The organism is Brevundimonas sp. EU05-FHT14B11 (genome assembly GCF_058790835.1).
The window spans coordinates 619,770-641,994 of sequence record NZ_JBYTCY010000001.1 but is presented as its reverse complement, the minus strand read 5'-3'; the positions used below and the strand labels follow the sequence as shown (position 1 = coordinate 641,994).

At 69.3% G+C, this 22,225-nt stretch carries 18 protein-coding genes; 7 read left to right on the top strand and 11 right to left on the bottom strand.

Features of this window, described 5'->3' with window-relative positions; translation table 11 throughout:
• The first annotated feature begins 117 nt into the window (after positions 1-117).
• Both AC3WRV_RS03320 and AC3WRV_RS03315 read left to right on the top strand, forming a co-directional pair.
• Positions 118-837: a TetR/AcrR family transcriptional regulator gene (locus tag AC3WRV_RS03320; RefSeq protein ID WP_291836981.1), complete on the top strand. Its 720-nt coding sequence runs from the start codon at positions 118-120 to the stop codon at positions 835-837.
• Positions 834-1,604 carry a LytTR family DNA-binding domain-containing protein gene (locus AC3WRV_RS03315; RefSeq protein WP_291836979.1) on the top strand — a complete coding sequence of 257 codons (771 nt, stop codon included), beginning with the start codon at positions 834-836 and terminating at the stop codon, positions 1,602-1,604. The genes AC3WRV_RS03320 and AC3WRV_RS03315 overlap by 4 nt, the downstream gene beginning before the upstream one ends.
• 9 nt (positions 1,605-1,613) lie before the next feature.
• On the opposite strand, the gene AC3WRV_RS03310 is transcribed toward AC3WRV_RS03315, so the two are convergent.
• The 4 genes from AC3WRV_RS03310 to AC3WRV_RS03295 form a co-directional block, all read right to left on the bottom strand.
• The gene (locus tag AC3WRV_RS03310; protein ID WP_492312134.1) at positions 1,614-3,080 is read right to left on the bottom strand and encodes a carotenoid oxygenase family protein; all 1,467 of its coding nucleotides are present in this window, start codon (positions 3,078-3,080) and stop codon (positions 1,614-1,616) included.
• An 80-nt stretch (positions 3,081-3,160) separates the two neighbouring features.
• On the bottom strand, positions 3,161-3,580 hold the full coding sequence (locus AC3WRV_RS03305) for a DUF2141 domain-containing protein (RefSeq protein ID WP_492312133.1): 420 nt from the start codon (positions 3,578-3,580) through the stop codon (positions 3,161-3,163).
• A 242-nt stretch (positions 3,581-3,822) separates the two neighbouring features.
• Positions 3,823-4,377, bottom strand: coding sequence for an ActR/PrrA/RegA family redox response regulator transcription factor (locus AC3WRV_RS03300; protein WP_492312132.1), 555 nt, complete (start codon positions 4,375-4,377; stop codon positions 3,823-3,825).
• A 79-nt stretch (positions 4,378-4,456) separates the two neighbouring features.
• On the bottom strand, positions 4,457-5,929 hold the full coding sequence (locus tag AC3WRV_RS03295) for an ActS/PrrB/RegB family redox-sensitive histidine kinase (protein ID WP_492312131.1): 1,473 nt from the start codon (positions 5,927-5,929) through the stop codon (positions 4,457-4,459).
• 53 nt (positions 5,930-5,982) lie between these two features.
• Between AC3WRV_RS03295 and AC3WRV_RS03290 the strand changes: the two genes are divergently transcribed.
• The 3 genes from AC3WRV_RS03290 to AC3WRV_RS03280 all read left to right on the top strand — a co-directional run bounded on the left by AC3WRV_RS03290 (position 5,983) and on the right by AC3WRV_RS03280 (position 8,880).
• The gene (locus AC3WRV_RS03290) at positions 5,983-6,606 is read left to right on the top strand and encodes an SCO family protein (RefSeq protein ID WP_492312130.1); all 624 of its coding nucleotides are present in this window, start codon (positions 5,983-5,985) and stop codon (positions 6,604-6,606) included.
• A gap of 311 nt (positions 6,607-6,917) precedes the next feature.
• The gene (locus AC3WRV_RS03285) at positions 6,918-8,198 is read left to right on the top strand and encodes a polyhydroxyalkanoate depolymerase (protein ID WP_492312129.1); all 1,281 of its coding nucleotides are present in this window, start codon (positions 6,918-6,920) and stop codon (positions 8,196-8,198) included.
• Entirely contained in the window at positions 8,164-8,880 is a 717-nt protein-coding gene (locus AC3WRV_RS03280) for a M48 family metallopeptidase (RefSeq protein WP_492312128.1), read from the top strand. The genes AC3WRV_RS03285 and AC3WRV_RS03280 overlap by 35 nt, the downstream gene beginning before the upstream one ends.
• A gap of 8 nt (positions 8,881-8,888) precedes the next feature.
• Here AC3WRV_RS03280 and AC3WRV_RS03275 read toward each other — a convergent pair whose 3' ends face one another.
• The 3 genes from AC3WRV_RS03275 to AC3WRV_RS03265 all read right to left on the bottom strand — a co-directional run bounded on the left by AC3WRV_RS03275 (position 8,889) and on the right by AC3WRV_RS03265 (position 12,495).
• Entirely contained in the window at positions 8,889-9,125 is a 237-nt protein-coding gene (locus AC3WRV_RS03275; RefSeq protein WP_291838884.1) for a hypothetical protein, read from the bottom strand.
• A 79-nt stretch (positions 9,126-9,204) separates the two neighbouring features.
• On the bottom strand, positions 9,205-11,322 hold the full coding sequence (locus AC3WRV_RS03270) for a PBP1A family penicillin-binding protein (protein ID WP_492312127.1): 2,118 nt from the start codon (positions 11,320-11,322) through the stop codon (positions 9,205-9,207).
• 210 nt (positions 11,323-11,532) lie between these two features.
• Positions 11,533-12,495: an alpha/beta fold hydrolase gene (locus AC3WRV_RS03265; protein ID WP_492312126.1), complete on the bottom strand. Its 963-nt coding sequence runs from the start codon at positions 12,493-12,495 to the stop codon at positions 11,533-11,535.
• A gap of 114 nt (positions 12,496-12,609) precedes the next feature.
• Between AC3WRV_RS03265 and AC3WRV_RS03260 the strand changes: the two genes are divergently transcribed.
• Positions 12,610-13,731 carry a Rieske 2Fe-2S domain-containing protein gene (locus AC3WRV_RS03260; RefSeq protein ID WP_492312125.1) on the top strand — a complete coding sequence of 374 codons (1,122 nt, stop codon included), beginning with the start codon at positions 12,610-12,612 and terminating at the stop codon, positions 13,729-13,731.
• Between the two features lie 157 nt (positions 13,732-13,888).
• Here AC3WRV_RS03260 and AC3WRV_RS03255 read toward each other — a convergent pair whose 3' ends face one another.
• Together AC3WRV_RS03255 and AC3WRV_RS03250 are read right to left on the bottom strand one after the other, a co-directional pair.
• A complete protein-coding gene (locus AC3WRV_RS03255; RefSeq protein WP_291839663.1) occupies positions 13,889-14,554 on the bottom strand; it encodes a TetR family transcriptional regulator in 666 nt (221 codons plus the stop codon).
• 219 nt (positions 14,555-14,773) lie between these two features.
• Positions 14,774-16,609 carry a cation:proton antiporter domain-containing protein gene (locus AC3WRV_RS03250; protein ID WP_492312124.1) on the bottom strand — a complete coding sequence of 612 codons (1,836 nt, stop codon included), beginning with the start codon at positions 16,607-16,609 and terminating at the stop codon, positions 14,774-14,776.
• Positions 16,610-16,763: 154 nt separating this feature from the next.
• Between AC3WRV_RS03250 and AC3WRV_RS03245 the strand changes: the two genes are divergently transcribed.
• Positions 16,764-18,899: a M13 family metallopeptidase gene (locus AC3WRV_RS03245; RefSeq protein WP_492312123.1), complete on the top strand. Its 2,136-nt coding sequence runs from the start codon at positions 16,764-16,766 to the stop codon at positions 18,897-18,899.
• Between the two features lie 408 nt (positions 18,900-19,307).
• Here the strand turns inward: AC3WRV_RS03245 and hisS are convergent, their stop codons facing one another.
• Complete coding sequence (gene hisS, locus AC3WRV_RS03240; RefSeq protein WP_492312122.1) at positions 19,308-20,789, bottom strand: histidine--tRNA ligase; 1,482 nt, start codon at positions 20,787-20,789, stop codon at positions 19,308-19,310.
• Positions 20,790-20,904: 115 nt separating this feature from the next.
• On the bottom strand, positions 20,905-22,170 hold the full coding sequence (locus AC3WRV_RS03235; protein WP_492312121.1) for a DUF418 domain-containing protein: 1,266 nt from the start codon (positions 22,168-22,170) through the stop codon (positions 20,905-20,907).
• Between the last annotated feature and the right edge of the window lie 55 nt (positions 22,171-22,225).

Here is a 22,225-nt window from a genome sequence, read left to right as displayed (position 1 = left end):
TTCCGGGAAGGTAACCGTTTTCCCTTCCCTGTCAAACCGTGGCGCTTCCGCGACGGAACCGTGGCGGAAACCTGTGGCGCCGTTGCACTGGCGGGGTCCCACGGCCTAGCGTGGGCTATGACCAAGCTTGATGCGCCCGCTCCCGATTCCGAGGTCCGCCCCGCGCGGCGGGGCCGGCCGCCGAAAACGCGGGCCGCCGGCGGCAGCGACACCCGGGAATCTATTCTCGACGCGGCCGAGGACCTGTTCTCCAAGCACGGCTTCTACGGCGTCACCATCCGCGAGGTGGCGCGCGAGGCCGGAGTCGATACGGCGCTGGTCCACTACTATTTCGGGGCCAAGCGCGGCCTGTTCGACGCCGTCTTCCTGCGCCGGGCCGAGGTCTGGAACAACGAACGGGTCGACGCCATCAATCGCTACGCCCGCGAGGTCGGCGAGACGATGACGCTGGAGGGGCTGCTGGAGGCCTTCCTGCGTCCGCCGTTCCAGTGGTCGCTGAAGGGCGGGCCCGGCTGGAAACACTATTCGGCCCTGGTGGCCCAGACCAACGCCAACCCGACCTTCGGCGGCGAGACCATGGCCCGCTATTTCGACCCGGCCATCCGCCGGTTGATCGAGCTGATCAAGCAGGTGCTGCCCGAAGCGCGCGACGTCGACCTGTACTGGGCCTATCACAACCTGTCAGGCGCCCTGACCCTGACGCTGGGCGAGACGGGCCGCTTGGACCGCCTGTCCGGCGGCCTGTGCCGCTCCGGCGATCTGGAGAGCGCCGCCGACTACATGGTGCGCTTCGCCGCCGCCGGCTTCCGCGCCGTCTGCACGCCGAGGCCCGAGTGACGGACGCGCCATTTCGTCTGTCGCTGACGCTGGATCGCAACCTGGTGAAGGGTCTGGCCGTCTCGTCGATCGCCGGGGTCGTGCTGGCCTTCACCGGCGCCTTCGGCATGACCGGCGCGCCCTTTCTGCACCGGTTGATCTACTGGGTGCCGCTCATGATCGGCGGGGCCGTCTGGGGGCACGTCTGCTCGCAGATCATCGAGCGCTGGATCGACTTCGACCGCAAGCCCTGGCTCGGCGCCCTGGTCCTGACCGCCGCCATGTCCGTGCCGCTGACGTTCGTCGTATGGGGCTACACGGTCTTCCTGTTCGAACACGGTCGGCACCCGGCGGTCGGACGGCTGGTCTACTTCTTCATTCCGGTGACGGTCGTGACCGGCGTGATGAGCGTGCTGAACATCTTCCTGCAACGCGCCCCGGTGCAGACCCACGCCGCGCCCGTCGGCGGCGCCCCGGCCCGCTTCCTCGACCGCCTGCCGCCCAAGCTGCGCGGCGCGGCGATCCGGGCGGTGGAGTCCGAGGACCACTATCTGCGCATCCACACCGACCGCGGCTCGGACCTGATCCTGATGCGGCTGTCCGACGCCCTGACCGAGCTGAAGGGGCTGGAAGGCGCCCAGACGCATCGCAGCTGGTGGGTCGCGCGCAACGCCGTGCGCGCCGTCAGCCGGGGCGAGGGCCGCGCCACCCTGACCCTGGACGGCGGCGTCGAGGCCCCGGTCAGCCGGCGCTACGCCAAGGCCCTGCGCGAGGCCGGCTGGTACTAGGCGCCCTCTCTAGCCGTTCCACAGCCCATGGAAGCCCGCCGGCAGGGCGATGTCCGCCCGCCAGCTGGCCGTCGGCCCGTCCGACACTCGGGCGGCGTCGAAGGCGTGCAGCTCGGTCACGCCCCGCCGCAGGTTGATCGCCGGCGCGACCAGCCAGGCGTCGATCTCGCCCGAACGGCCGGGCTTGGGGACCCAGACCGCCTCTTCCATGATCACGCCGTCGCCGAAGTCGAAGCCGTCCGAGCGCCCGGTCTCCCAGTCATGCACCGCCAGCCCCGTCGGCAGGGGCCGCCCGCCCCGCTCGCCCGCGACGTGGGCGGTGTAGCGCCGGGCCAGGCCGGCCCGGCGCGGATCGCTGCGCGGAAACTCGGCGGTGACGCCCGAGGACGTCATCTCCGCCCGCCCGTCGATATGCAGGGTCACGAGCGACAGCTGGGACGGTTCACCCGGCACGGTCCCCCGCCCCTCGACCAGGACCCGCGCGCCTTCCATCGCGAAGGTCATGTCCTTGCCCGCCGCCACGTCGAAGCGGATCGTCCCCGAGGCGTCCTCCCAGGCGTCGCCCAGATGGAAATAGCTGAAAGCCGGCAGTTCGAAGATCCGGCGGCGGGTCAGGTCGGCCTTGTCGATGACCATGACCTGGGTGCCCAGCTCCGGCTTCCACGCGAACCGCGCCGCGAAGGGCATGGCGTCGTGGTCGAAGACCCAGGGCTGCATCACGATCACCAGGTGGCGGGCCGTGGCGGTGAAGTCGTGCATGTAGCAGGCGCGCGGCAGCGCGACGATCTCGGCGGTGTGCAGGCTGCGGTCGGCGTTCAGCCGCCAGACGACCATCCGGTCGCCCCACAGGCCGATGTTCCAGACCGTGCCGTCGGGGTCGTAGCGGGGATGGGCCTGGAAGGGCATGCCCTTCAGGTCGTCGCGCAGGGTGACGAACCCCTTGGTCGACAGGTCCGAGGCGTTCATGGCCAGGGGCGAACCGGCCTCCCACAGGGCCCAGACCTCGTCGCCCGCCATCATGATCGCCGTGTTGGCGGCGTTGGCGTCGTCGGGCGAGCCGACGCGGGCGCGATCGTCTCCGGGGGTGCCGAAGCCGGGCGTGACCACGGCGCTGATCTCGCTCTCCCAGCGCCGCTTGGGCGTGTCGGCGAAGCGGGCCTCCAGCGTGGCCTGTCCATCGCGGACGCGGAAGGCGCGCATCAGGCCGTCGCCGTCAAACCAGTGGGTCGCCGACCCGCCCGGCCGCCGGAACTTGGCCGGCCCGTTGCGGAACAGGGCGCCCTCCAGCCCGGCCGGAGCCCGGCCCCTCGCTAGCCGCATCGCCCGGGGCGCGATATCGACCTCGAGGTCGGCGGTGGCCAGGGCCCAGTCGGCTGACGCCTGCATGGCGGCCATGGCGCGGACCGTCTCCGGCGTGACGACGGCGGCGGACAGGGCGGCGGCGCCCATCAGGAAGTGGCGGCGGGAGGCGAGCATGACTGTCTCTTCGAAATTTGGAGTCAGGGGGTTCGGGGGCTCAAGCAGCGCAAGGCGCGTTAGCCCCCGAGAGAAAAGGCTCAGCGGATGCTGATCGTCTGGGCGGTGTCGCCCGAGACGGTGAAGCGCGCGCGGCTCCAGCTGGCCGGACCCATGTTGGCCGGAGCGTTGTTGGAGAAGGCGTAGGGCTCGCTGGGGATGCCGAACGGATTGGTGTTCATCTGGCCGTCGCCGTTGACGTCATGGAACGCCTTCACCGCGTAGTCGCCGGCGGGCAGGTCGCCGAAGACGGCCACCACCGCGCCGCTGGCGTCGACCGCCTGGGCGGCGACCGGCTGGCCGGACTGATACGAGGCTTCGGAGTTGAACAGGGCGACCATGACCTTGCCGGTGCGGGCGCCGGTCTCGAAGGTCAGGGTGACGGTGGCGTCCTCAGCCTGGGCGGGGACGGCGGTCAGGGCCAGAAGCGCGGCGGCGGCCAGGGTGGCGATGCGGATCATGTCAGGGTCCTCAGGAAGAGACCCGACCACCGGGCCTCCGATGACCCGACCGTGCCGACCGCGTTCACGGGCCGCCACGCCGTTTGCAGGAGAGGACGCCCCGACTTCGCGAACGATCACGCCTGTCCGTTCGCGTTTCGCGAATGGACACCCCACTTTGGGCCGCGGACCGTCGGCCGCTGCGCGGACCTCCCGACCCGACGCGGCCTGGGCGTTAGGTCGCGCCCGAAGGTCGGCGCGTGTCAGCGCGGCGCGCGCTTGGCCAGGATGCGTTGCAGGGTGCGGCGGTGCATTCCCAGACGGCGCGCCGTCTCCGAGACGTTGTGATCGCACAGCTCGTAGACGCGCTGGATATGCTCCCAGCGGACCCGGTCGGCGCTCATCGGATTGTCCGGCGGCTCGGGCGCCTCGCCGGTCATCAGCAGGGCCTTGACCACGTCGTCGGCGTCGGCGGGCTTCTGCAGATAGTCGACCGCGCCGGCCTTCACCGCCGCCACCGCCGTGGCGATGGCGCCGTAGCCGGTCAGCATGACGATGCGGGCGTCCTCACGGCGGTCGCGGATCATCTCCACCACCTTCAGGCCGTTGCCGTCCTCCAGCCGCATGTCCAGCACGGCGAAGGCGGGGAGCGAGGCGCGCAGGGCGTCGGTCGCCTCGGCCACCGATCCGGCCGTGGTCACCACAAAGCCGCGGCTTTCCAGCGCGCGGCCCATCCGGGTGCGCAGGGCGTTGTCGTCGTCCAGCAGAAGGAGGGTCTTGTCCTCCAGTGCGGCGATACGGGCTTCGGTCTCGGACATCTCTATATTTCTCCTGCCGCTGAAGTCGGTAACGGCTGGCCTGCGGTCAAGGTTCAGACGGGGGGTGCGACACCACGGCTCACGAGGCCACCTCCAGCGCCGGGCGCGGCCAGCGCACCGTCACACGGGCGCCCTTGGGCTGGCCCTTGCCGCCGTCGCCGGCGCCGACGCTGACCTTTCCGCCCGTCCGTTCCAGCAGGGTGCGGGCGATGAAGAAGCCCAGACCCATCCCGCCCTGGCTGGGGGCGATCTCTTCAGGCGCGGGCGTGGCCTTCTTGGACTTGCGGCCCGGCGCGGCGGCGGCGACCGAGGCCGCGATCTGGGCGGCCAAGGCGCGGCGCGCCTTGCCCTGCGGTCGGCTGGTCACATAGGGCTCGCCCAGACGGGGCAGGATGTCGGCCGGGAAGCCGGGGCCGTCATCGACCACCTCGATCTCGATGAAACCCGCGTCGACCAGGGCCCGCACCCGCACCTTGTCGGCGGCGAAGTCGGCGGCGTTCTCCACCAGGGTCGACAGGCCGTGGATGACCTCGGGCAGGCGGCGCACGCGCGGCGGCTTCTCGCCCGAGGCGGTGCGCACCGAAACCTCGAAGGCCAGGTCGAACCCCCGGTGCGGCTCGACCACCTCTTCCAGCAAGGCCTTCAGCCCGACCTCGGCGAAGGCGATGCCGCCCTCCTCCGGCTGCTGCGACAGGCGTTTCAGGATGTCGCGGCAGCGCTCGGCCTGCTGCAGGATCAGGGCGGCGTCCTCGGCCGCCGGGCCGTCGCTGGGCGAGGCCCGCAACAGCTCCTTGGCCACCACCTGGATGGTCGCCAGCGGCGTGCCTAGCTCATGCGCGGCGGCCGCGGCCAGACCGCCCAGCGCGGCCATGCGCTGTTCCCGCTGCAGCACGTCCTGGGTCGTGGCCAGGGCCAATTCCAGCTTCTCGGCGTCCGCCGCCACCCGCCAGGCGTAGGCGGAGGTGAACACCACCCCCGTGGTCAGGGCCATGCCGATGCCGATCTTGTACAGCGACGGCAGGTTCAGTTCGGTCCCCGCCTGCCACGGCAGCGGCAGGGAGAAGAAGAACAGGCAGACGGTGGCCAGCAGCACCAGCAGCCCCATCAGCACCGCCTGCCGGCCCGGCAGGGAGGCCGCCGCCACCGTCACCGGCGCGACCAGCAGCAGGCAGAAGGGGTTCTGCAGCCCGCCGGTCAGCCCCAGCAGGGTCGAGATCTGCAGGATGTCGAAACCGAGGTGCGCCGCGGTCAGGGCGCCGTCCGGCGTCGAGCCGTCGCTGCGCTTCAGCCGGGCGGTGGCGTTCAGGTTCATCGCCACGCTGGCCGCGATGGCGGCGAGACAGCCCCACAGCGGCAGGTCGAAATGGAACCAGGCGGTGGCGGCGAAGATGGTCGCGCTCTGCCCCGTGATGGCCATCCAGCGCAGGATGACCAGGGTCCGCAGCGACAGGCCCCGGCTGCGTCTCGGCAGATTGCGCCAGTTGGCGAAACGCCCGCCGCCCTCGGGCGCGTCGGCGAACTGCGGCGTTGGATGATCTTCTGTAGCGCTCACGGCTCTTCTATAGACGCGTTCGGCTCGTTCGGGGCCTTTTCGAAAGGGTCGCGATGCCGCGCCGCTCCATCCTCGTCTTCGCCGGCGCCTGCGTCGCCATCGCCGCGGCGCTCGCGGTCGTCACCATGGTCGTCGTCGGTCGTCAGGCGCCCACGCCTCAGTCGCTTGAAGTCGGCTCGACCGGCCAGGCCCAGGTCGGCGGTCCGTTCCAGCTGGTCAACCAGGATGGACAGCCGGTCGATCAGACCATCCTGAACGGCAAATGGACCCTGGTCTTCTTCGGCTTCACCTACTGCCCCGACTACTGCCCCACGACCCTGACCATGCTGGAGGCCACCAAGGCCCGGCTGGGCGACAAGGCGAAGAACCTGCAGATCGTCTTCATCTCGGTCGATCCGGAGCGCGACACGCCCCAGGCCCTGAAGGACTACCTGTCCGCGGACGGCTTCCCCGAAGGCGTCGTCGGCCTGACCGGCACGCCGCAGCAGGTCCGCGCCGCCGCCGACGCCTACCGCGCCATGTACAGCAAGGTCGGCGAGGGCGAGGGCTACACCATGAACCACTCGCTCACGATCTATCTGATGGGGCCGGATGGACAGTTCCGCGGGCCGCTGGCCCACGACATCGGGCCGGAGCGCGGCGCCCAGGTGATCGAACGGAACATGGCGCGCGGCTGAAGACGGTCTACGTCCAATGCTGACGTAGGCGGGGCGTAAGGTGGCGTCATGGTCACCTGCCCGCCCGCCGCCGACCCGCCAGCCGCCGCGCTTCACGCCCGGACGCTTCGGACGCTTCGGACGCTTCGGACGCTTCGGACGCTTCGGACGCTTCGGACGCTTCGGACGCTTTTTTCCAGCGGCCCGGGCCCGGCGATACGGTCCGCGTCTACCCCGTTCACGATTTCGGTGATCGCCGATAATCTTTTTGCAGTGCGAAGCGTTCTATGTTGCCTTGCCGCACTCACGGCGGGGGCCGTCTCAGGACACGCATGCTGTACACGCTTCATGAGCTGGCCTACGCCTCGGCCGCTCCCTACCGGATCGGGGCCCAGATGGCCCGGGACTTCTGGACATCGCCGTTCAATCCGGCCGCTGACACCGCCATCGGGCGTACGGCGTTCGCCTCGGCCGAGCTGTTCGAAAGCATCACGCGCCGCTACGGCAAGCCGTCGTGGGGTCTGGACGTCGTCACCATCGACAACCGCCCGGTGCGCGTGACTGAACAGGTGGTCTGGTCCTCGCCTTGGTGCCGCCTGGTCCGCTTCGCGCGCCACATCGGCGACCTTAAGCGCGCGGGCAAGCCCGCTGTCGCCCCGGCGGTGATGATCGTGGCCCCGCTGTCGGGCCACTACGCCACCCTTCTGCGCGGCACGGTCGAGGGCTTCCTGCAGGACCACGACGTCTACGTCACCGACTGGTCGAACGCGCGTCAGGTGCCGATGCTGGAAGGCCGCTTCGACTTCTTCGACTACATCGACCACGTCCGCACCATGCTGGCCCAGATCGGCCCGCGCGCCCACGTCGTCGGCGTCTGCCAGCCGGGTCCGCCGGTCCTGGCCGCCTGCGCCCTGATGGCCGAGGACGAGGATCCCAACCGTCCCGCCTCCATGACCTTCATGGGCTCGCCCATCGACGCCCGCCTGTCACCGACGGTCACCAACCAGCTGGCCGAGGAAAAGCCCTTCACCTGGTTCAAGTCCAACATGATCCACACCGTGCCCTGGCCCTACCCAGGCTTCGGACGGCGGGTCTATCCGGGCTTCGTGCAGCTCTACAGCTTCATGTCGATGAACGAGGAAAAGCACACCGACGCCCACTGGCGCTACTTCCAGGACTTGGTCTCCGGCGACGGCGACGGCGCGCAGAAGCACGAGGAATTCTACGACGAGTACCTGTCGGTGCTGGACCTGTCGGAAGAGTTCTACCTGCAGACCATCGACATCGTCTTCCAGCAGCACCTGCTGCCGCGCGGCCTGCTGGAGCACCGCGGGCGCAAGGTCGACCTGACCAAGATCACCGACATCGGCCTGATGACGGTCGAGGGCGAGAAGGACGACATCTCCGGCGTCGGCCAGACCCAGGCCGCGCACGGACTGTGCACCAGCCTGACGGACGAGCGCCGCGTGCTGTACGTCCAGCCCGAGGTCGGCCACTACGGCGTCTTCAACGGTCGTCGTTTCCGCGACGAGATCTATCCCCGCGTCCGCGACTTCATCGCGGCCAACGAGGCCCTCAGTGCAATACCGCAACGGCCAGCGGCTGCCGCCTGAGGCGGTCGGGGTCCCCGCCAGACTCTCGGTGAATCCGCGCGCGCGCCGGCTGTCGATCCGCATCGACGGCCGCGCCGGCGAGGCGGTGCTGGTCGCCCCGTCCGAGCGCAAGCTGGCCGAGGTCGTGACCTTCGCCCGCACCAAATCGGCGTGGATGCGCGAGCGGCTGGCCGAACGGCCCGACGGCGCGCCGCTGGAGCCCGGCGCGGTCGTTCCCCTGTTCGGGGTTCCGACCCGTCTGGTCGCCGTCGGCGGCGCCGGCGCGGCGCGGCTGATCGACGGCCCGGACGGCGCGGTGATCCAGTCCGGCGGCGAGGGCGAGGCGTTCGCCCGGCGCATCGAGAACCTGTTCAAGCGGCTGGCGCGGCAGGTGCTGGTCGAGCGCACCGAGCATCACCTGCGCGCCCTCGGCCAGCGCCCGGTGAAGGTGTCCATCGCCGACACCAAGTCGCGCTGGGGCTCCTGCAGCCCGCACAACCGCTCGATCCGCTACAGCTGGCGCGTGATCATGGCCCCGCCCGCCGTGGCCGACTACCTGGCCGCGCACGAGGTCGCGCACCTGGTCCACGCGGACCACAGCCCGGCCTACTGGTCGGTGGTGCAGCGGCTGGTCGGCGACCACCGCCCGTTCCGCAAATGGCTGCGGGACCACGGCCCCGCGCTACACGCGGTGGGGCGCTAGCGGCGGCCTTATTGCCCCAGAATGCAGGGGTACAGGTCGTAGCAGCCGTTATTGCAGATTTCCCATGCCGTCACGTCCTCGATCGGGCATTGGGCGACGCACCGGAAATACTCGTCACAGATCGGATCGGCGCTGACGGCCGATGACCGGCTGACCTGGAGCTGGGACGCCATCGGCGCCGGAGCGAACGCCGACATCGATACGAGACCGAGAGCCAGGACAGAAACACGCAGAACTGCACGCATGAGATGATCCTCCCGTCGAAACGCAACCCTAAGGCTGGCGTTTCCGGCAGGTCAAGCACTCAGGCGGCGTCTGGGACCCTCAGAAGAACAGCGGGTCGGCCTTCTTCTCGGGCTGGGGCGCCGGTTCGGGGCGTGGCTCCTCGCGCTGGGGCTGCGGCTGGGTCGGGCGGATGACCGGCTGCTGCTCCGGGCGATTGGGCGCGGTGGGACGCGGGGCCGGCTGCGGCTCGAGCAGCCGCTCGTCCAGCGGATCGACATTGCTGTCGCCAGGCGGATTGTCGCCGAACAGGTCGCCGATCTGGCCGATCAGGCTTTCGACCGGGCTGGGCGGCTGCCAGCCCTCGGGCATGGCCGGACCGTTGGGGATGGCGGGGGCGTTCAGGCGCGGCAGGGCCGCCTCCATGAAGCTGCGCCAGATGGCGGCGGGCGACGAGCCGCCGGTCACCCCACGCATCGGGGTGTTGTCGTCCTTGCCGACCCAGACCGCGGTGACGAAGCCGCCGGTGTAGCCGACGAACCAGGCGTCCTTGTAGTCCGAGGTCGTACCGGTCTTGCCGGCCAGGTCGCGGCCGCCGATCGCCGCCGACCGCCCGGTGCCCGAGGTCATCACGCCCCGCAGCATCGAGTTCAGATAATAGAGGTAGGGGTTGGTGATCGCCTGGGCGGGTCCTTCGGCGCGGCTGGCGCGCTGATAGATGACCCGGCCCTGCGGGGTCCGGATGCGGCTGATGCCATAGGCCTGCACGCGCTTGCCGCCGTTGGAGAAGGCGTCATAGGCCTGGGCCATCTCGAGCGGCGAAACCTCCACCGCGCCCAGCGCCATGGCGGGCTCCAGACCGATGCGGCTGGAGACGCCCAGACGGCGGGCCGTGCGGGCGACATTGTCCCGACCGATCTGGTCGGCGACGCCGGCGGCGATGGTGTTGGTCGACTGGGCCACGGCGTTGGCCAGGGTCATCTCGCCGGCGAAGGTCCCGGAGTAGTTGCGCGGCGACCAGTTGCCGATGTGGATCGGGGCGTCGTTGACCCGGGTCTCGGGCGTGTAACCGCTCTCCAGCGCTGTCAGATAGACGAAGGGCTTCCACGCCGAGCCGGCCTGGCGCCGGGCGTCGGTGGCGCGGTTGAACTGGCTGTCGGCGTAGGAGCTGCCGCCGATCATGGCGCGCACCCGGCCTTCACCGTCCAGCGCGACCAGGGCCGCCTGCTCCACGCCCTTGGACTTGTCGCGGTCCAGGATGCGGCGCACCGAGCGCTCGGCCTGGGTCTGAAGGGTCAGGTCCAGCGTCGTCTCGACGATCATGTCCTCGGTCGGCTCGCCGACCAGTTCGCGGATCTGCTTGTCCAGCCAGTCGATGAAGTACTGGGCGTGCTGGGTGGCCAGGGTGCGCGACACGCGCACCGGCTCGGTCACCGCCTGGGCGCGCTGTTCGGGCGTGATCACGCCGGCGTCGACCATCTCATTGAGCACGACGGTGGCGCGGGTGGCGGCCCGCTCGCTCTCGGACACCGGCGAATAGCGCGACGGAGCCTTCAGCAGGCCGGCCAGCAGCGCCGCCTCGCCGACGGTCAACTGCCTGGCGCTCTTGTCGAAATAGCGTTGCGACGCCGCCTCGATGCCATAGGCGCCGGCGCCGAAATAGACGCGGTTCAGATAGAGGGCCAGGATCTCCTTCTTGGAGAATTTCATCTCCAGCCAGACCGCCAGCATCAGCTCCTGGACCTTGCGCTTCATGTTCTGGTCCGGGGACAGGAACAGGTTCTTGGCCAGCTGCTGGGTCAGGGTCGAGCCGCCCTGCACCACGCGCCCGGCGCGCATGTTGGACACGATGGCCCGGCTCATGCCGATCGGGTCGAAGCCGGGGTGGTGGTAGAAGCGCCGGTCCTCGATGGCGATGAAGGCCGCCGGGACATAGTCGGGCAGGGCGTCCAGGTCAGCGGGCGGGGCCTGCTGGGTGCCGCGCACCGCGATCAGAGCGCCGTTGCGGTCCAGATAGGTGATCGAGGGCTGGCGATCGACATTGTACAGGGTCGAGGTGTCGGGCAGGTCGCGGGCGAACACCGCGAAGAAGACGACCAGGAAGATGACGCCCCACACGCCCAGCACCGCGCCCCAGTAGAGCACGCGCTGCAACGGCGTCCGGGCCGGCTTGTCGCCGCCCCCGTTGGCGCCACGTCCGAAGCTGAAGCCACCGGCCATTTAAAACCTCACCCAACCCGCCCGACGGCCTTAGCCCATCGGACGGTGCACGGAAACGCCCCCGAGAGGTTGGCGGCTTGGAAAGCCGACAACCTTTCAAGATACAAAGTGGGGCGACTTGTCCGAAAACCGGAACCACTTTTCGGGTCGCCCCTAGTCTTCACAGGACCGTGAAGGGCGTTTCCGCCGAAAGGATGACCTTTGAGGGCCCTATTCTAAAAACGCGTTCACCTCGGCGGCGAAGACGGCGGGCTGGTCCAGCATGATGAAGTGGGCGCTATCGTCGATCCGCTTCAGCTCGGCGCCCGGCAGGCCCTGGTACGACATGCGGTAGACCATGTCGGTGAACTCGGGCGTCTGCCCGGTGAAGAGGACGTACAGCACCTCGGTCGGGGCGGTGATGCGCGACAGTTCGGGCCGCAGGTCGGTGACGATCAGCTCGCGGAAGGACGAGGCGGCGACCTGCTGGTCGCTGGTCTCCATGTCGCGGATCGGACCGGCGCGCAGGGACTCAGTCTTGATCATCGAGTTGATCGAAGCCGTGGCCTGGGTGTTGTAGGCCTCGCGCGTGCCGGTCGACATGCTGGCGTAGATCTGGTTGGCGATCGGGGTGACGCTCTCGGCCGTCGCGCCCGGGGCGCCGAACATCGCGCCCATGAAGGGCACCATGTCCACGACCATCAGCTTGCCGACGCTGTCGGGATGGCGCGCGGCCAGCATCATGGCGATCGTGCCGCCCATCGAGTGCCCGATGACGACCGGCTTGTTCAGCCCCTGTTCGGCGATGTAGCGGGCCAGATCCTCGGCGACCGGGGCGGCGACCGGGCCGGTGGCGTTGTCCTCGGCCGGCGCGCCGGCGAAGCCCTGCACGTGGACGCGATGAATGCGGTAGCGGCCCTTGAGCTGATCGGTCAGGCCGTCCCAGACCTCGGGCGACGACGTCAGGCCGGGGATCAGGATGATGTCGCCGACCGGATGCTCCGGTCCGTCGATGCGGACATGGAACCGGCCCGACTGGAAGTCGGCGTGGCGGTGGCCGTGGTCCGCGGCCCCTTGCTGAGTAGCTTGCCCGTGGGCGGCGTGCGAGCCGTGCGCCTGCGCCAGGGCGGGCGCGGCCAGCCCCAGCGACAGGCAGGCGGCGAGGGCGGCGGCGGCGGCGGTCATGGTCTTCATGGCGGTTCCCCGTGTGCGGGCCATTCGCCCGCATCTGTTCCGTAGTCGCCGCAGGGGGCGCGATTGGATGCAGGCGGTCAAGACTTCCCGCGCCGCCGACGCTAAAGTGGCGTCATGACGCCCGCAGATTCCGCTCCGGTTTCCTCCAACGCCCCCGAAGCCAAGGCCCCGCCGACCGCCTTCGGCAAGGGCTTCGTTCTGGACGCCTGGTATTTCGTCGCCCTGGCGCGCGACGTGAAACCCGAGTCGCTGAAGCGCTACGAACTGCTCAATGAACCGGTCCTGATCGGGCGGACGAAGGCCGGGCAGATCTTCGCCATGCGCGACATCTGCCCCCACCGCGCCGCGCCCCTGTCGGCCGGGCGGGTGGTGAACAAGCCGGGCGAAGGCGAGACGGTCGAATGCCCCTATCACGGCTGGCGTTTCCGCACGGACGGCGTCTGCGCCGCCATCCCCTCGCTGGTTGAGTCCCAGCCCTTTGAGGCCGACCGCATCAAGGTGCGTTCCTATCCGGTGCGCGAAAGCCAGGGGATGGTCTTCGTCTGGATGAGTTCGGACCCGCGCGGCGCGGGCGAGCCCGACCATGAGCCGCCCCAGTTCCCCGGCGTGGTCGGCGGCGGGGCCAAACTGGTCGAGTGGATGGATTTCGACAGCCATATCGACCACGCCGTCGTCGGCCTGATGGACCCCGCCCACGGCCCCTACGTCCATCAGCAGTGGTGGTGGCGGTCCGAGCATTCGATGCACGAAAAGGCCAAGGCCTTCGAACCGCGCGAGCAGGGCTTCGCCATGGTGCGGCACGCGCCGTCGTCGAACAGCCGGGCCTACAAGATCCTGGGCGGCGCCCCGGCGACCGAGATCACCTTCCGCCTGCCCGGCTACCGCTGGGAGCACATCCAGGTCGGAGAGAAGCAGGTGCTGGCCCTGACCTGCCTGACGCCCATCACCGACACCAAGACCCGGATCACCCAGATCTTCTGGTCGGACCACTGGATCTTCGACCTGGCCAAGCCCTTCCTGCGCATGGGCGTGGTCGCCTTCCTCAAGCAGGACGGCGGCATGGTGAACCTGCAGAACGAGGGCCTGCGCTACGATCCGGCCCTGATCTGGATCGACGACGCCGACAAGCAGGCCAAATGGTACCAGCAGCTGAAGCGCGAATGGATCAAGTCCCGCGCCGAGGGCCGGTCGTTCGCCAACCCGGTGAAGCCCGCGACCTTGCGCTGGAAGAGCTGACGCTCTTCGAAGGGCGCTAACGCTCGCGACGCGGTCGCTCGTTGCTTGAGCGCAAGACAAAGGCCGCAGCGGATGCCGCGGCCTTTGATCTGTTCAGCATGCGCGAAGCGCCAGGCCGCGTCGGGTCGGGAGGTCCCGAAGGGCCGACGGTCCCCGATTATTGCCGGGCCAGCGCGCCGGCGAGGACGATGTCGATCTGCTTGGAGATCTGGGTCGTCAGCTGTTCGATGCCCCAGCCGTCGTAGGCGGCGTGGCGGTAGTTGGCGATGAAGGCGCCGTAGATCAGCTCGCCCAGCAGGCGGATGTCCGCATCCTGGCGCAGCTCGCCTTCACGCACGCCGGCCTGCAGGGCGTCCGAGACGATGACGGAGACCGGACGGGCGGCGGCGCGGCTGCGCATTTCGGCGGCGACCGGCTGGAACCACGAGCGGGCGACGACGGCCTGCACCAGCGGCAGATGCTCCAGGGATTCGTGATAGGCGGCGGTCATGGCGGCCACCAGGCGTCCGCGCACCGAGCTTTCGGCGGCGACGGCGGCCTTCAGCGATTCCGCCAGACGGGCCAGGTCCTCGGCCAGGACGGCCTCGAACAGTTCGGCCTTGTCCTGGAAGTTGGCGAAGACCGCGCCGGTCGACATGCCCGCGCCCTTGGCGATGTCGCGGATGGTGGCGGGCTCGTAGCCGCGTTCCGCGAAGAGGGTGCGCGCGGCGTCCAGGACCTTCTGACGGGTCCGCACCTTGGCGGCCTGACGACGGTTCAGGCGGGGGGCGTCAGCCTCGGAATCCGAGGCGGTCTGGGCGGAGCTAAGGGCGATGTCTCGCATGTAAAACGGCTACTCGACTAAGCGGCGGGGAGGACCACCGGCAGGAAAACAGCGCCATGACGGCAGGGTTTCGGGCGCTCCGGAAAGCACCTCAGGCCCGACCTGAAGGCCCGGCGAACAGCGGCACTCATCACGCAACGATGACCAAATTGGGGTGTACAGATTAACAGCAGCGTTAGTTGCTGGGTTAACGGCGCAGCTTGCCAAGTCCGTCGCGGCCTATCTTTTGAGCGTCGACCTCAGCGCCCGGGGCCTCCGCGCAGCCTCCCCGTCGGGCATGGCGTCCTGGAACAATTTGCGGAAACGGTCGCGTCGTTCGTGGATCGAAGCGAGCACCAGACCCATCGGCACGCCGAGGTCGACCAGGGTGTTTTCCGCCAGTTGAAGACTGGCCTCCGTGGTCTCCGGAACGGCGTCGGTGACGCCCAGCCGGTACAGGCGTTCGGCGTGTCGGGAATCCCGCGCCCGGGCGATCAGGATCAGGTCTGGCCTCAACGAGCGGGCCGCGACGACCACCTCGTCGACCTTGGCGGGGGCGTCCATGGTGACCACCATGGCGCGCGCCTTTTCGATGCCGCAACGCGCCAGCAGGTCGGCCTGGCCGGCGTCGCCGTAGAAAACGTTCGAGCCCTCGCCGCGCCCCTTGGCGACGGTGGAGGCGTTGGCGTCGACGGCCACGAAACTCTGTCCGTGCTCGGTCAGCATTTCCCCGACGAGGCGTCCCACCCGGCCGAAGCCGACGATCAGCACCTGGCCCTCGACCGACGGAGGCTCCAGCGCCTCGGCCGGAAGATCAGGCAAAACTGCGGCGTCCTGTCGCGTCAGTCGATCGGCGAACATCGCCATCAACGGTACAGTAAAAATACTTATGGTGGCTGCAAGCATGACTGTACGTGTGAAGTCTGGCGACGCGATTCCTTCCACCAAACCTGCGCCCAGGATGACGAAGGCGAACTCTCCCGCCGGTCCCAGCACCAGCGCGGTCTCGATGGCGGTCTTGTTCTTCACGCCCCACAGCCGCGCCGCGCCGTAGATCATCAGGGCCTTGAACAGGGTCAGCCCGATCGCCAGCCCGAACACGGCCACCGGATCGGCCGCCACCGCGTCCACGTCCAGCCCGATGCCGACGCCGACGAAGAAGACGCCCAGCAGCAGACCCTTGAACGGTTCGATCGACACCTCGACCGCCCGCCGGAACTCCGTCTCGGCCAGCAGCAGGCCCGCCACCAGCGCGCCGAGGCTCATCGACAGGCCCGCGGCCTGGGCCCCCAGCCCGGCGCCGACCACGACCAGCAGGCAGGCGGCGACGAACATCTCCTGCCCCTGCCCCTTGGCCCGGGCCTTGGCCACCGACCGGAACAGCGGACGCAGCACCAGACGGCCCAGCACCACCAGCAGGGCCAGACCGATAGCGGCCGGGATCAGGGTGAACAGCGCCGTGCCCAGCACGGTCGGATCGAAGTCGCCGCCGGCGGTGACTCCGCCCTGCGCCAACGCCGCCAGCACGGTGACGGTGATCAGGATCGGCGCCACGGCCAGGTCCTGGGCCAGAAGGACCGAGAAGATGGTGCGCCCCGCCGCGCCGCCCAGGCGGCCGCGCTCAGCCATGACCGGCATGACCACGGCGGTCGAGGACAGCGCCAGCCCCAGGCCCAGCACGGCGGACGACACCAGGGTCTGGCCCATCGCCATGAACAGGGCGGCCAGTCCGACCGTGCAGAACAGGACCTGGGTCAGCCCCAGGCCGAAGACGAGCCGTCGCATCGCCTTGAGCCGCTCCCACGACAGCTCCAGCCCGATCATGAACAGCAGGAAGGCCACGCCCAGTTCGGACAGGGCGCGCAACTGGTTGGCGTCGGAGATGGTCAGCCACGCCAGCCAGGGTACGGTGTCGGCGAATCGGGCCAGACCGTCGGGCCCCAGCAGGACGCCTGCCGCAAGAAAGCCGAGAACCGGGCTGATCTTCAGCCGGTTGAACAGGGGAACCACCACCCCGGCCGCCGCCAGGAAGACCACAAGGTCCTTATATTCGCCGCCGGCGCCGCCGTGAGTCATTCGCCCTCCGTACGGTTCAGCCTACAGGCTGAAACGCCGCCGTGTCTGGCTTTCCGTCGTTTCATGACAAAAAATTCAGGCGACAGTCTCCGAGGCGGGCGTAGGGTCCGCGCCGACCCTTCCAAGTTGGTGAAGAGAAGTCGGGGAAACTCCTATGAAGAAGCTGCTTATCGGCGCCGCCCTCGGCGCCCTGCTCCTGCCCGCCGCCGCCCAGGCGCAGAGCTGGACCGATGCTGACGAACACGCCTGCGTCGACGAATCCTGCACGGTCGTCGAACTGTTCCAGGCCCCTGCACAGGGCGCCGCCGTCGCCGGTTGGCAAGGCGTCGAGGCCCCCAAATACGGGACCTGGGGCTTCGACCTGAACGGCCGCGACACCTCGGTCAACCCGGGCGACAACTTCATGCGCTACGCCAACGGAGCCGCGCTGGACCGCCTGCAGATTCCGTCGGACCGCACCTCCTACGGCTCGTTCAACCTGCTGCGCGAACTGTCGGACAACCGCGTCAAGGTGATGATCGAAGGCCTGGTGGCCCGCACCGATCTGACCGCCGGCTCCGACGAGCAGAAGATCGCCGACGCCTATCGCTCCTACATGGACGAGGCCCGGATCGAAGCGCTGGACGCCCAGCCGCTGGCCCCCTACCTCGCCGCCATCCGCGCCGCCGACACCCATGACAAGGCCGCGGTCTACATGGGCCAGACCCAGGGCCGCATCGGCGGCTCGATCTTCGGCACCGGCATCACGATCGACCAGAAGGCGCCGACCCGCTACGTCGTCTCGACCGGCCAGTCGGGCCTGGGCCTGCCGAACCGCGACTATTATCTGGAGCAGCGCTGGGCCGACAAGAAGGTCCTGTACCAGGCCTATGTCGCCCGCATGCTGGGCATGATCGGCTGGGCCAATCCGGAACAGGCCGCGGCCGACATCGTCGCCTTCGAGACCAAGATCGCCGAGGCGCACTGGACGCCGGAGCAGAACCGCAACCGCGACGAAACCTACAACGAGTACACCATCTCGCAGCTGGCTTCGGAAGCTCCGGGCTTCCCGTGGCAGGCCTACTACACCGCCGTCGGCGTGGGTGAAGTGCCGCGCCTGATCGTCCGCCAGGACACGGCCATGCCGAAGATCGCGGCGCTCTACGCCGAGACCCCGATCGCGACGATCCAGGCCTGGCAGGCCTTCCACACGACCGACGACGCCGCCGGCCGCCTGTCGCGCCGCTTCGCGGACGCCCAATGGGAGTTCCGGTCGCGCGATCTGCAGGGCCAGCCCATGCAGCGCCCCCGCGACAAGCGCGGCATCAGCTTCGCCGAAGGCATGCTCGGCGAGGCCGTCGGCCGCCAGTACGTGGCCGACTACTTCCCGGCCGAGTCCAAGGCGAAGATGGAGCAGCTGGTCGCCAACCTGCGCACCGCGCTGGGCAACCGCATCCGCAACTACACCTGGATGAGCGCCGAGACCCGCGCGGCCGCCGAGGAGAAGCTGAACAAGTTCACCGTCAAGATCGGCTATCCGAACAAGTGGCGTGACTATTCGGCCCTGGAGATCCGTCCGGACGACCTGTTCGGCAACGGCGAGCGCGCCGGCCTGTTCCAGTGGAACTACCAGCTGAACCGCCTGAACCAGCCGGTCGACAAGGACGAGTGGGGCATGACCCCGCAGACCGTGAACGCCTACTACAACTCGGCCAATAACGAGATCGTCTTCCCGGCCGCCATCCTGCAGCCGCCCTTCTTCGATCCGGACGCGGACCCGGCCGTCAACTACGGCGGCATCGGCGGCGTCATCGGCCACGAGATCGGCCACGGCTTCGACGACCAGGGCTCCAAGTCCGATGGCGACGGCGTGCTGCGCAACTGGTGGACCCCTCAGGACAAGGCCAATTTCGAAGCCCTGACCGCCCGCCTCGGCGCCCAGTACGGCCAGTTCGAGCCGATCCCCGGGTTCCATGTCCGTCCGGGCCTGACGATGGGCGAGAACATCGGCGACGCCGCCGGCGTGGCGGTGGGCCTGGAAGCCTATCACCTGTCGCTGAACGGCCAGCCGGCTCCGGTCCTGGACGGCACGACCGGCGACCAGCGCTTCTTCTACGGCTGGGCCCAGGTGTGGCAGTCCAAGTATCGCGAAGCGGCGCTGAAGCAGCAGATCGACACCGACTCGCACAGCCCGGCCGAATTCCGGGTCATCGGCCCGGTGCGCAACGTCGACGCCTGGTATGAAGCCTTCGGCGTCCAGCCGGGCACGAAATACTACCTCGCGCCGGAAGACCGCGTCCGTATCTGGTAAGCGGATCGCCGCACTGAACGAAGAAGGCCGGGGCTCACGCTCCGGTCTTTTTTGTTGGGCCACGGTCGAAAGGCTCCGCCTTTCTTTGTTGGGCCGCGGACCATCGGCCCTTGGGACCTCCCGACCCGACGCGGCCGGGCGCTTCGCGCAGGCTCCAGCAGCGAGCCGCCGCGCGGTAGCTCCGGGCGCAAAAAAGCCCGCCGCGGGGGATACATCGCGGCGGGCTTTCTTTCGCTCTCATGGAGCGGACGTTTCCTCCCCGAAACGCCTCCGGGCCGCTGCTGCGTCGAAACGCTGCGCTTCCCGAGTACGTCAGAAAGACGACAATTCCCGCTTCAAGTCAATCAAGACCCTGACACGGACAGGGGCTTTTCCTTTGTTATCAACGATAACTCACGGAGCTGTGCGTCAGGAATCGACGATACCCCGGATCGTCGCCACAAGCTGGGCGCGAGGCACGACCTGCTGTCCCGGACGCTCGGCCTTCCAGGCCTCGTTGTCCGTGACGCCGGCGGCGGCCGCGCGGCCCGCGTCGAGGTCCTTGATCGTCACCTGACCGGCCGCGATCTCGTCGCCGCCCAGAATGACGGCGGCGGGCGCGCCGCGCCGGTCGGCGTACTTCATCTGCGCCTTCATGCCCGCCCGGCCGAGGTAGAGTTCGGCGGCGATCCCGGCGTTGCGCAGCTCGGACACCGCATCGAGATAGTGCTGCATGTCGGCCTCCGAGAAGACGATCACGACCACCGGGCCGCGCACCGCGTCCTCGTCGCCGCGCCCGGCCGCGCGAAGGGCCGAGGCCAGCCGCGAGACGCCGAAGGAGAAGCCGGTCGCGGGCAGGCGCTCGCCGGTGAAGCGGGCGACCAGGTCGTCGTAGCGCCCGCCGCCGCCGATGGAGCCGAAGCGCACGGCGCGGCCCTTCTCGTCGGTGGTCTCCAGCAGCAGCTCGGCCTCGAACACGGCGCCGGTGTAGTATTCCAGCCCGCGCACGATGGTCGGATCGAAGCGGACCGCGTCCTGCCCCACCTTCATGGCGTTCAGCGCCCGGTCGATGGCCGCCAGCTCTTCCAGCGCCGCCTCGCCGACGGCGCCCAGCCCGCCGGCGCGGGCCACGGCCTCCAGGGTCTCCGCCCGGCTCAACGCCGCGTCGCCCGCCGAAGCGAGGAAGGCCTCGATGGTCGCGGCCACGCCCAGCGGCAGTTGAGCGCCCTTGGTGTAGTCGCCGGACTCGTCCAGACGGCCTTCGCCCAGCAGGGCCGAGACGCCTTCCCAGCCCAGCCGGTCGAACTTGTCGATGGCGCGCAGAGCGGTCAGCTTCTGGATCGGATCGACCACGCCGCCGGCCTCGAACAGGCCGTCGAACAGCTTGCGGTTCGAGACGCGGATCACCGCCTGCCCCGGCGCCAGGCCGGCGGCCTGCAGGCCCTCGCAGGCCATGGCGATGATCTCGGCGTCCGCCTCGGGACGGTCGGAGCCCACCGTGTCGGCGTCGCACTGCACGAACTCGCGGAAACGGCCCGGCCCCGGCTTCTCGTTGCGCCACACCGGCCCGAAGGCGTAGCGGCGGAACGGCTTGGGCAGGGTCTCCCACGACTGCGCCGCGAACCGGGCCAGCGGCGCCGTCAGGTCGTAGCGCAAGGCCATCCACTGGTCGTCGTCGTCCTGCAGGGCGAAGACGCCTTCGTTCGGACGGTCGGCGTCGGGCAGGAATTTGCCCAGGGCGTCGGCGTATTCGAACGCCCCGGTGTCCAGCGGCTCGAAGCCCCAGCGCTCATAGACCTCGGACACGCGCTGAACGAGGCGGCGCTCGGCCACCAGGTCACGGCCACGGCGGTCGGCGAACCCCCGGGGGGCGCGGGCTTCGGGGCGGGTGGGAGCGGCGTCTTCGGTCATGCTGGCGGTCTAGAGGGTCAAGGGTCGAGGGTCGAGGGTCGGAATGATTTCCTGCCTGAACACCGTGAACCGCCGAGCCGTCAACCGCCCAACGTCCTGTCTCGCCCCCCGCCCCTCAGCCCTCGCCCCTTCTGATCGGCACCAGCCGTCCGTAGATCAGACAGCGCCACAGCCACTCCAGCGGCCCCATGCTGAACACCGACAGCCAGATCGGGGACCAGATCAACTGGGCGATCCAGACGCCTCCGACCGCGAGCCACAGCTGTCCCGGCCCCCAGGCCGGATCGCCGAACCAGTGCGGCCCCCACGGCATGTAGAACAGGGTCGTCATGATCAGGGTCTGGGTCAGATAGTTGGTGAACGCCATCCGCCCCACCGGCGCCAGCACCCCCGTGACGACCCTCAGACCGAACCGCGTCATCAGGATCAGCAGGCTGACGTAGGCCAGGGTGATCAGGGGCGCGAAGCTGGCCGCGATATCGGCCATGCCGCCGGTCGGATCCGGCGCGCCGTGCGGCGCCGCGGCCTTGAACCACTCGTACCAGCCCAGCGCGGCGAGGTTGGCGCCGCCGATCAGCAGCAGGAGAACATAGACCCAGGTCGGCGACCGGCCGCTGAGGAAGCCGGCCTTGAACAGCCCCATGCCCAGCAGCATCAGCGCCCCCGTGATCGGGATCAGGGTGATGCTCATGGCCTGCAGGATCGCCTCGGCCTTCAGGTTTTCGATCAGCGCGGCGGGCCAGCCCGATTGATAGGCCTGGATGGTCGCCGCCAGACTTTCGGGCGTCACCGCGAAGGGTCCGCCGCCGGCGGCCGCGGCGCCCTCGGGCATGAAGGCCTGGGCGGCGAAGGCGGCCGCCGACAGCAGGCCGAACAGCAGGTTCAGCAGGGCTCCGGTCCAGATCAGCCGCTTGGCCGACCACGACCGCGCCAGCATCACCAGAACGCCCGTGTAGGCGTAGTGCAGCAGGATATCGCCGTACCAGAAGGCCGCGCCGTGGATCAGGCCGAACACGGCCAGCCACAGCAGGCGCCGCCACAGGAGGGCGCCTCGCGCCTCGTCCCGCCGTTCGCCGCCGATCAGGAAGATCGACACCCCGAACAGCATGGAGAACAGTGATCGCGCCTTGTTGTGGAAGAAGACCTCGGTGACCCAGTGGCCGAGAATATTGGCCTGGTCGTGCGGCCAGGGCGGCGCGACGTCGGCGCCCGTCTGCAGTTCCATCGGCCAGGCGAAGGCCACGGCGTTGACCGCCAGGATGCCGAGGATCGCGAAGCCCCGCAGCATGTCCAGGGTGAAGATGCGATCCGCGGGCGCGACGGGGGCCAGCCGGGCGGCAGGTGCCGTCGTCTCGCCCGTCAGGGCGTCGGTTGCGGCCATGTGGTGATCTCCCCCCGAGGTCAGGGGGGCAGATTGCCGCGCCGGCGTCCGGCGT

What these genes read in the sequence shown, in the direction of transcription:
- AC3WRV_RS03320 (WP_291836981.1), top strand. Translation starts at nt 118, where the DNA reads ATGACCAAGCTTGATGCGCCCGCTCCCGATTCCGAGGTCCGCCCCGCG.
- AC3WRV_RS03310 (WP_492312134.1), bottom strand. Translation starts at nt 3,080, where the DNA reads ATGCTCGCCTCCCGCCGCCACTTCCTGATGGGCGCCGCCGCCCTGTCC.
- AC3WRV_RS03305 (WP_492312133.1), bottom strand. Translation starts at nt 3,580, where the DNA reads ATGATCCGCATCGCCACCCTGGCCGCCGCCGCGCTTCTGGCCCTGACC.
- AC3WRV_RS03300 (WP_492312132.1), bottom strand. Translation starts at nt 4,377, where the DNA reads ATGTCCGAGACCGAAGCCCGTATCGCCGCACTGGAGGACAAGACCCTC.
- AC3WRV_RS03290 (WP_492312130.1), top strand. Translation starts at nt 5,983, where the DNA reads ATGCCGCGCCGCTCCATCCTCGTCTTCGCCGGCGCCTGCGTCGCCATC.
- AC3WRV_RS03285 (WP_492312129.1), top strand. Translation starts at nt 6,918, where the DNA reads ATGCTGTACACGCTTCATGAGCTGGCCTACGCCTCGGCCGCTCCCTAC.
- AC3WRV_RS03275 (WP_291838884.1), bottom strand. Translation starts at nt 9,125, where the DNA reads ATGCGTGCAGTTCTGCGTGTTTCTGTCCTGGCTCTCGGTCTCGTATCG.
- AC3WRV_RS03270 (WP_492312127.1), bottom strand. Translation starts at nt 11,322, where the DNA reads ATGGCCGGTGGCTTCAGCTTCGGACGTGGCGCCAACGGGGGCGGCGAC.
- AC3WRV_RS03265 (WP_492312126.1), bottom strand. Translation starts at nt 12,495, where the DNA reads ATGAAGACCATGACCGCCGCCGCCGCCGCCCTCGCCGCCTGCCTGTCG.
- AC3WRV_RS03260 (WP_492312125.1), top strand. Translation starts at nt 12,610, where the DNA reads ATGACGCCCGCAGATTCCGCTCCGGTTTCCTCCAACGCCCCCGAAGCC.
- AC3WRV_RS03255 (WP_291839663.1), bottom strand. Translation starts at nt 14,554, where the DNA reads ATGCGAGACATCGCCCTTAGCTCCGCCCAGACCGCCTCGGATTCCGAG.
- AC3WRV_RS03250 (WP_492312124.1), bottom strand. Translation starts at nt 16,609, where the DNA reads ATGACTCACGGCGGCGCCGGCGGCGAATATAAGGACCTTGTGGTCTTC.
- AC3WRV_RS03245 (WP_492312123.1), top strand. Translation starts at nt 16,764, where the DNA reads ATGAAGAAGCTGCTTATCGGCGCCGCCCTCGGCGCCCTGCTCCTGCCC.
- hisS (WP_492312122.1), bottom strand. Translation starts at nt 20,789, where the DNA reads ATGACCGAAGACGCCGCTCCCACCCGCCCCGAAGCCCGCGCCCCCCGG.
- AC3WRV_RS03235 (WP_492312121.1), bottom strand. Translation starts at nt 22,170, where the DNA reads ATGGCCGCAACCGACGCCCTGACGGGCGAGACGACGGCACCTGCCGCC.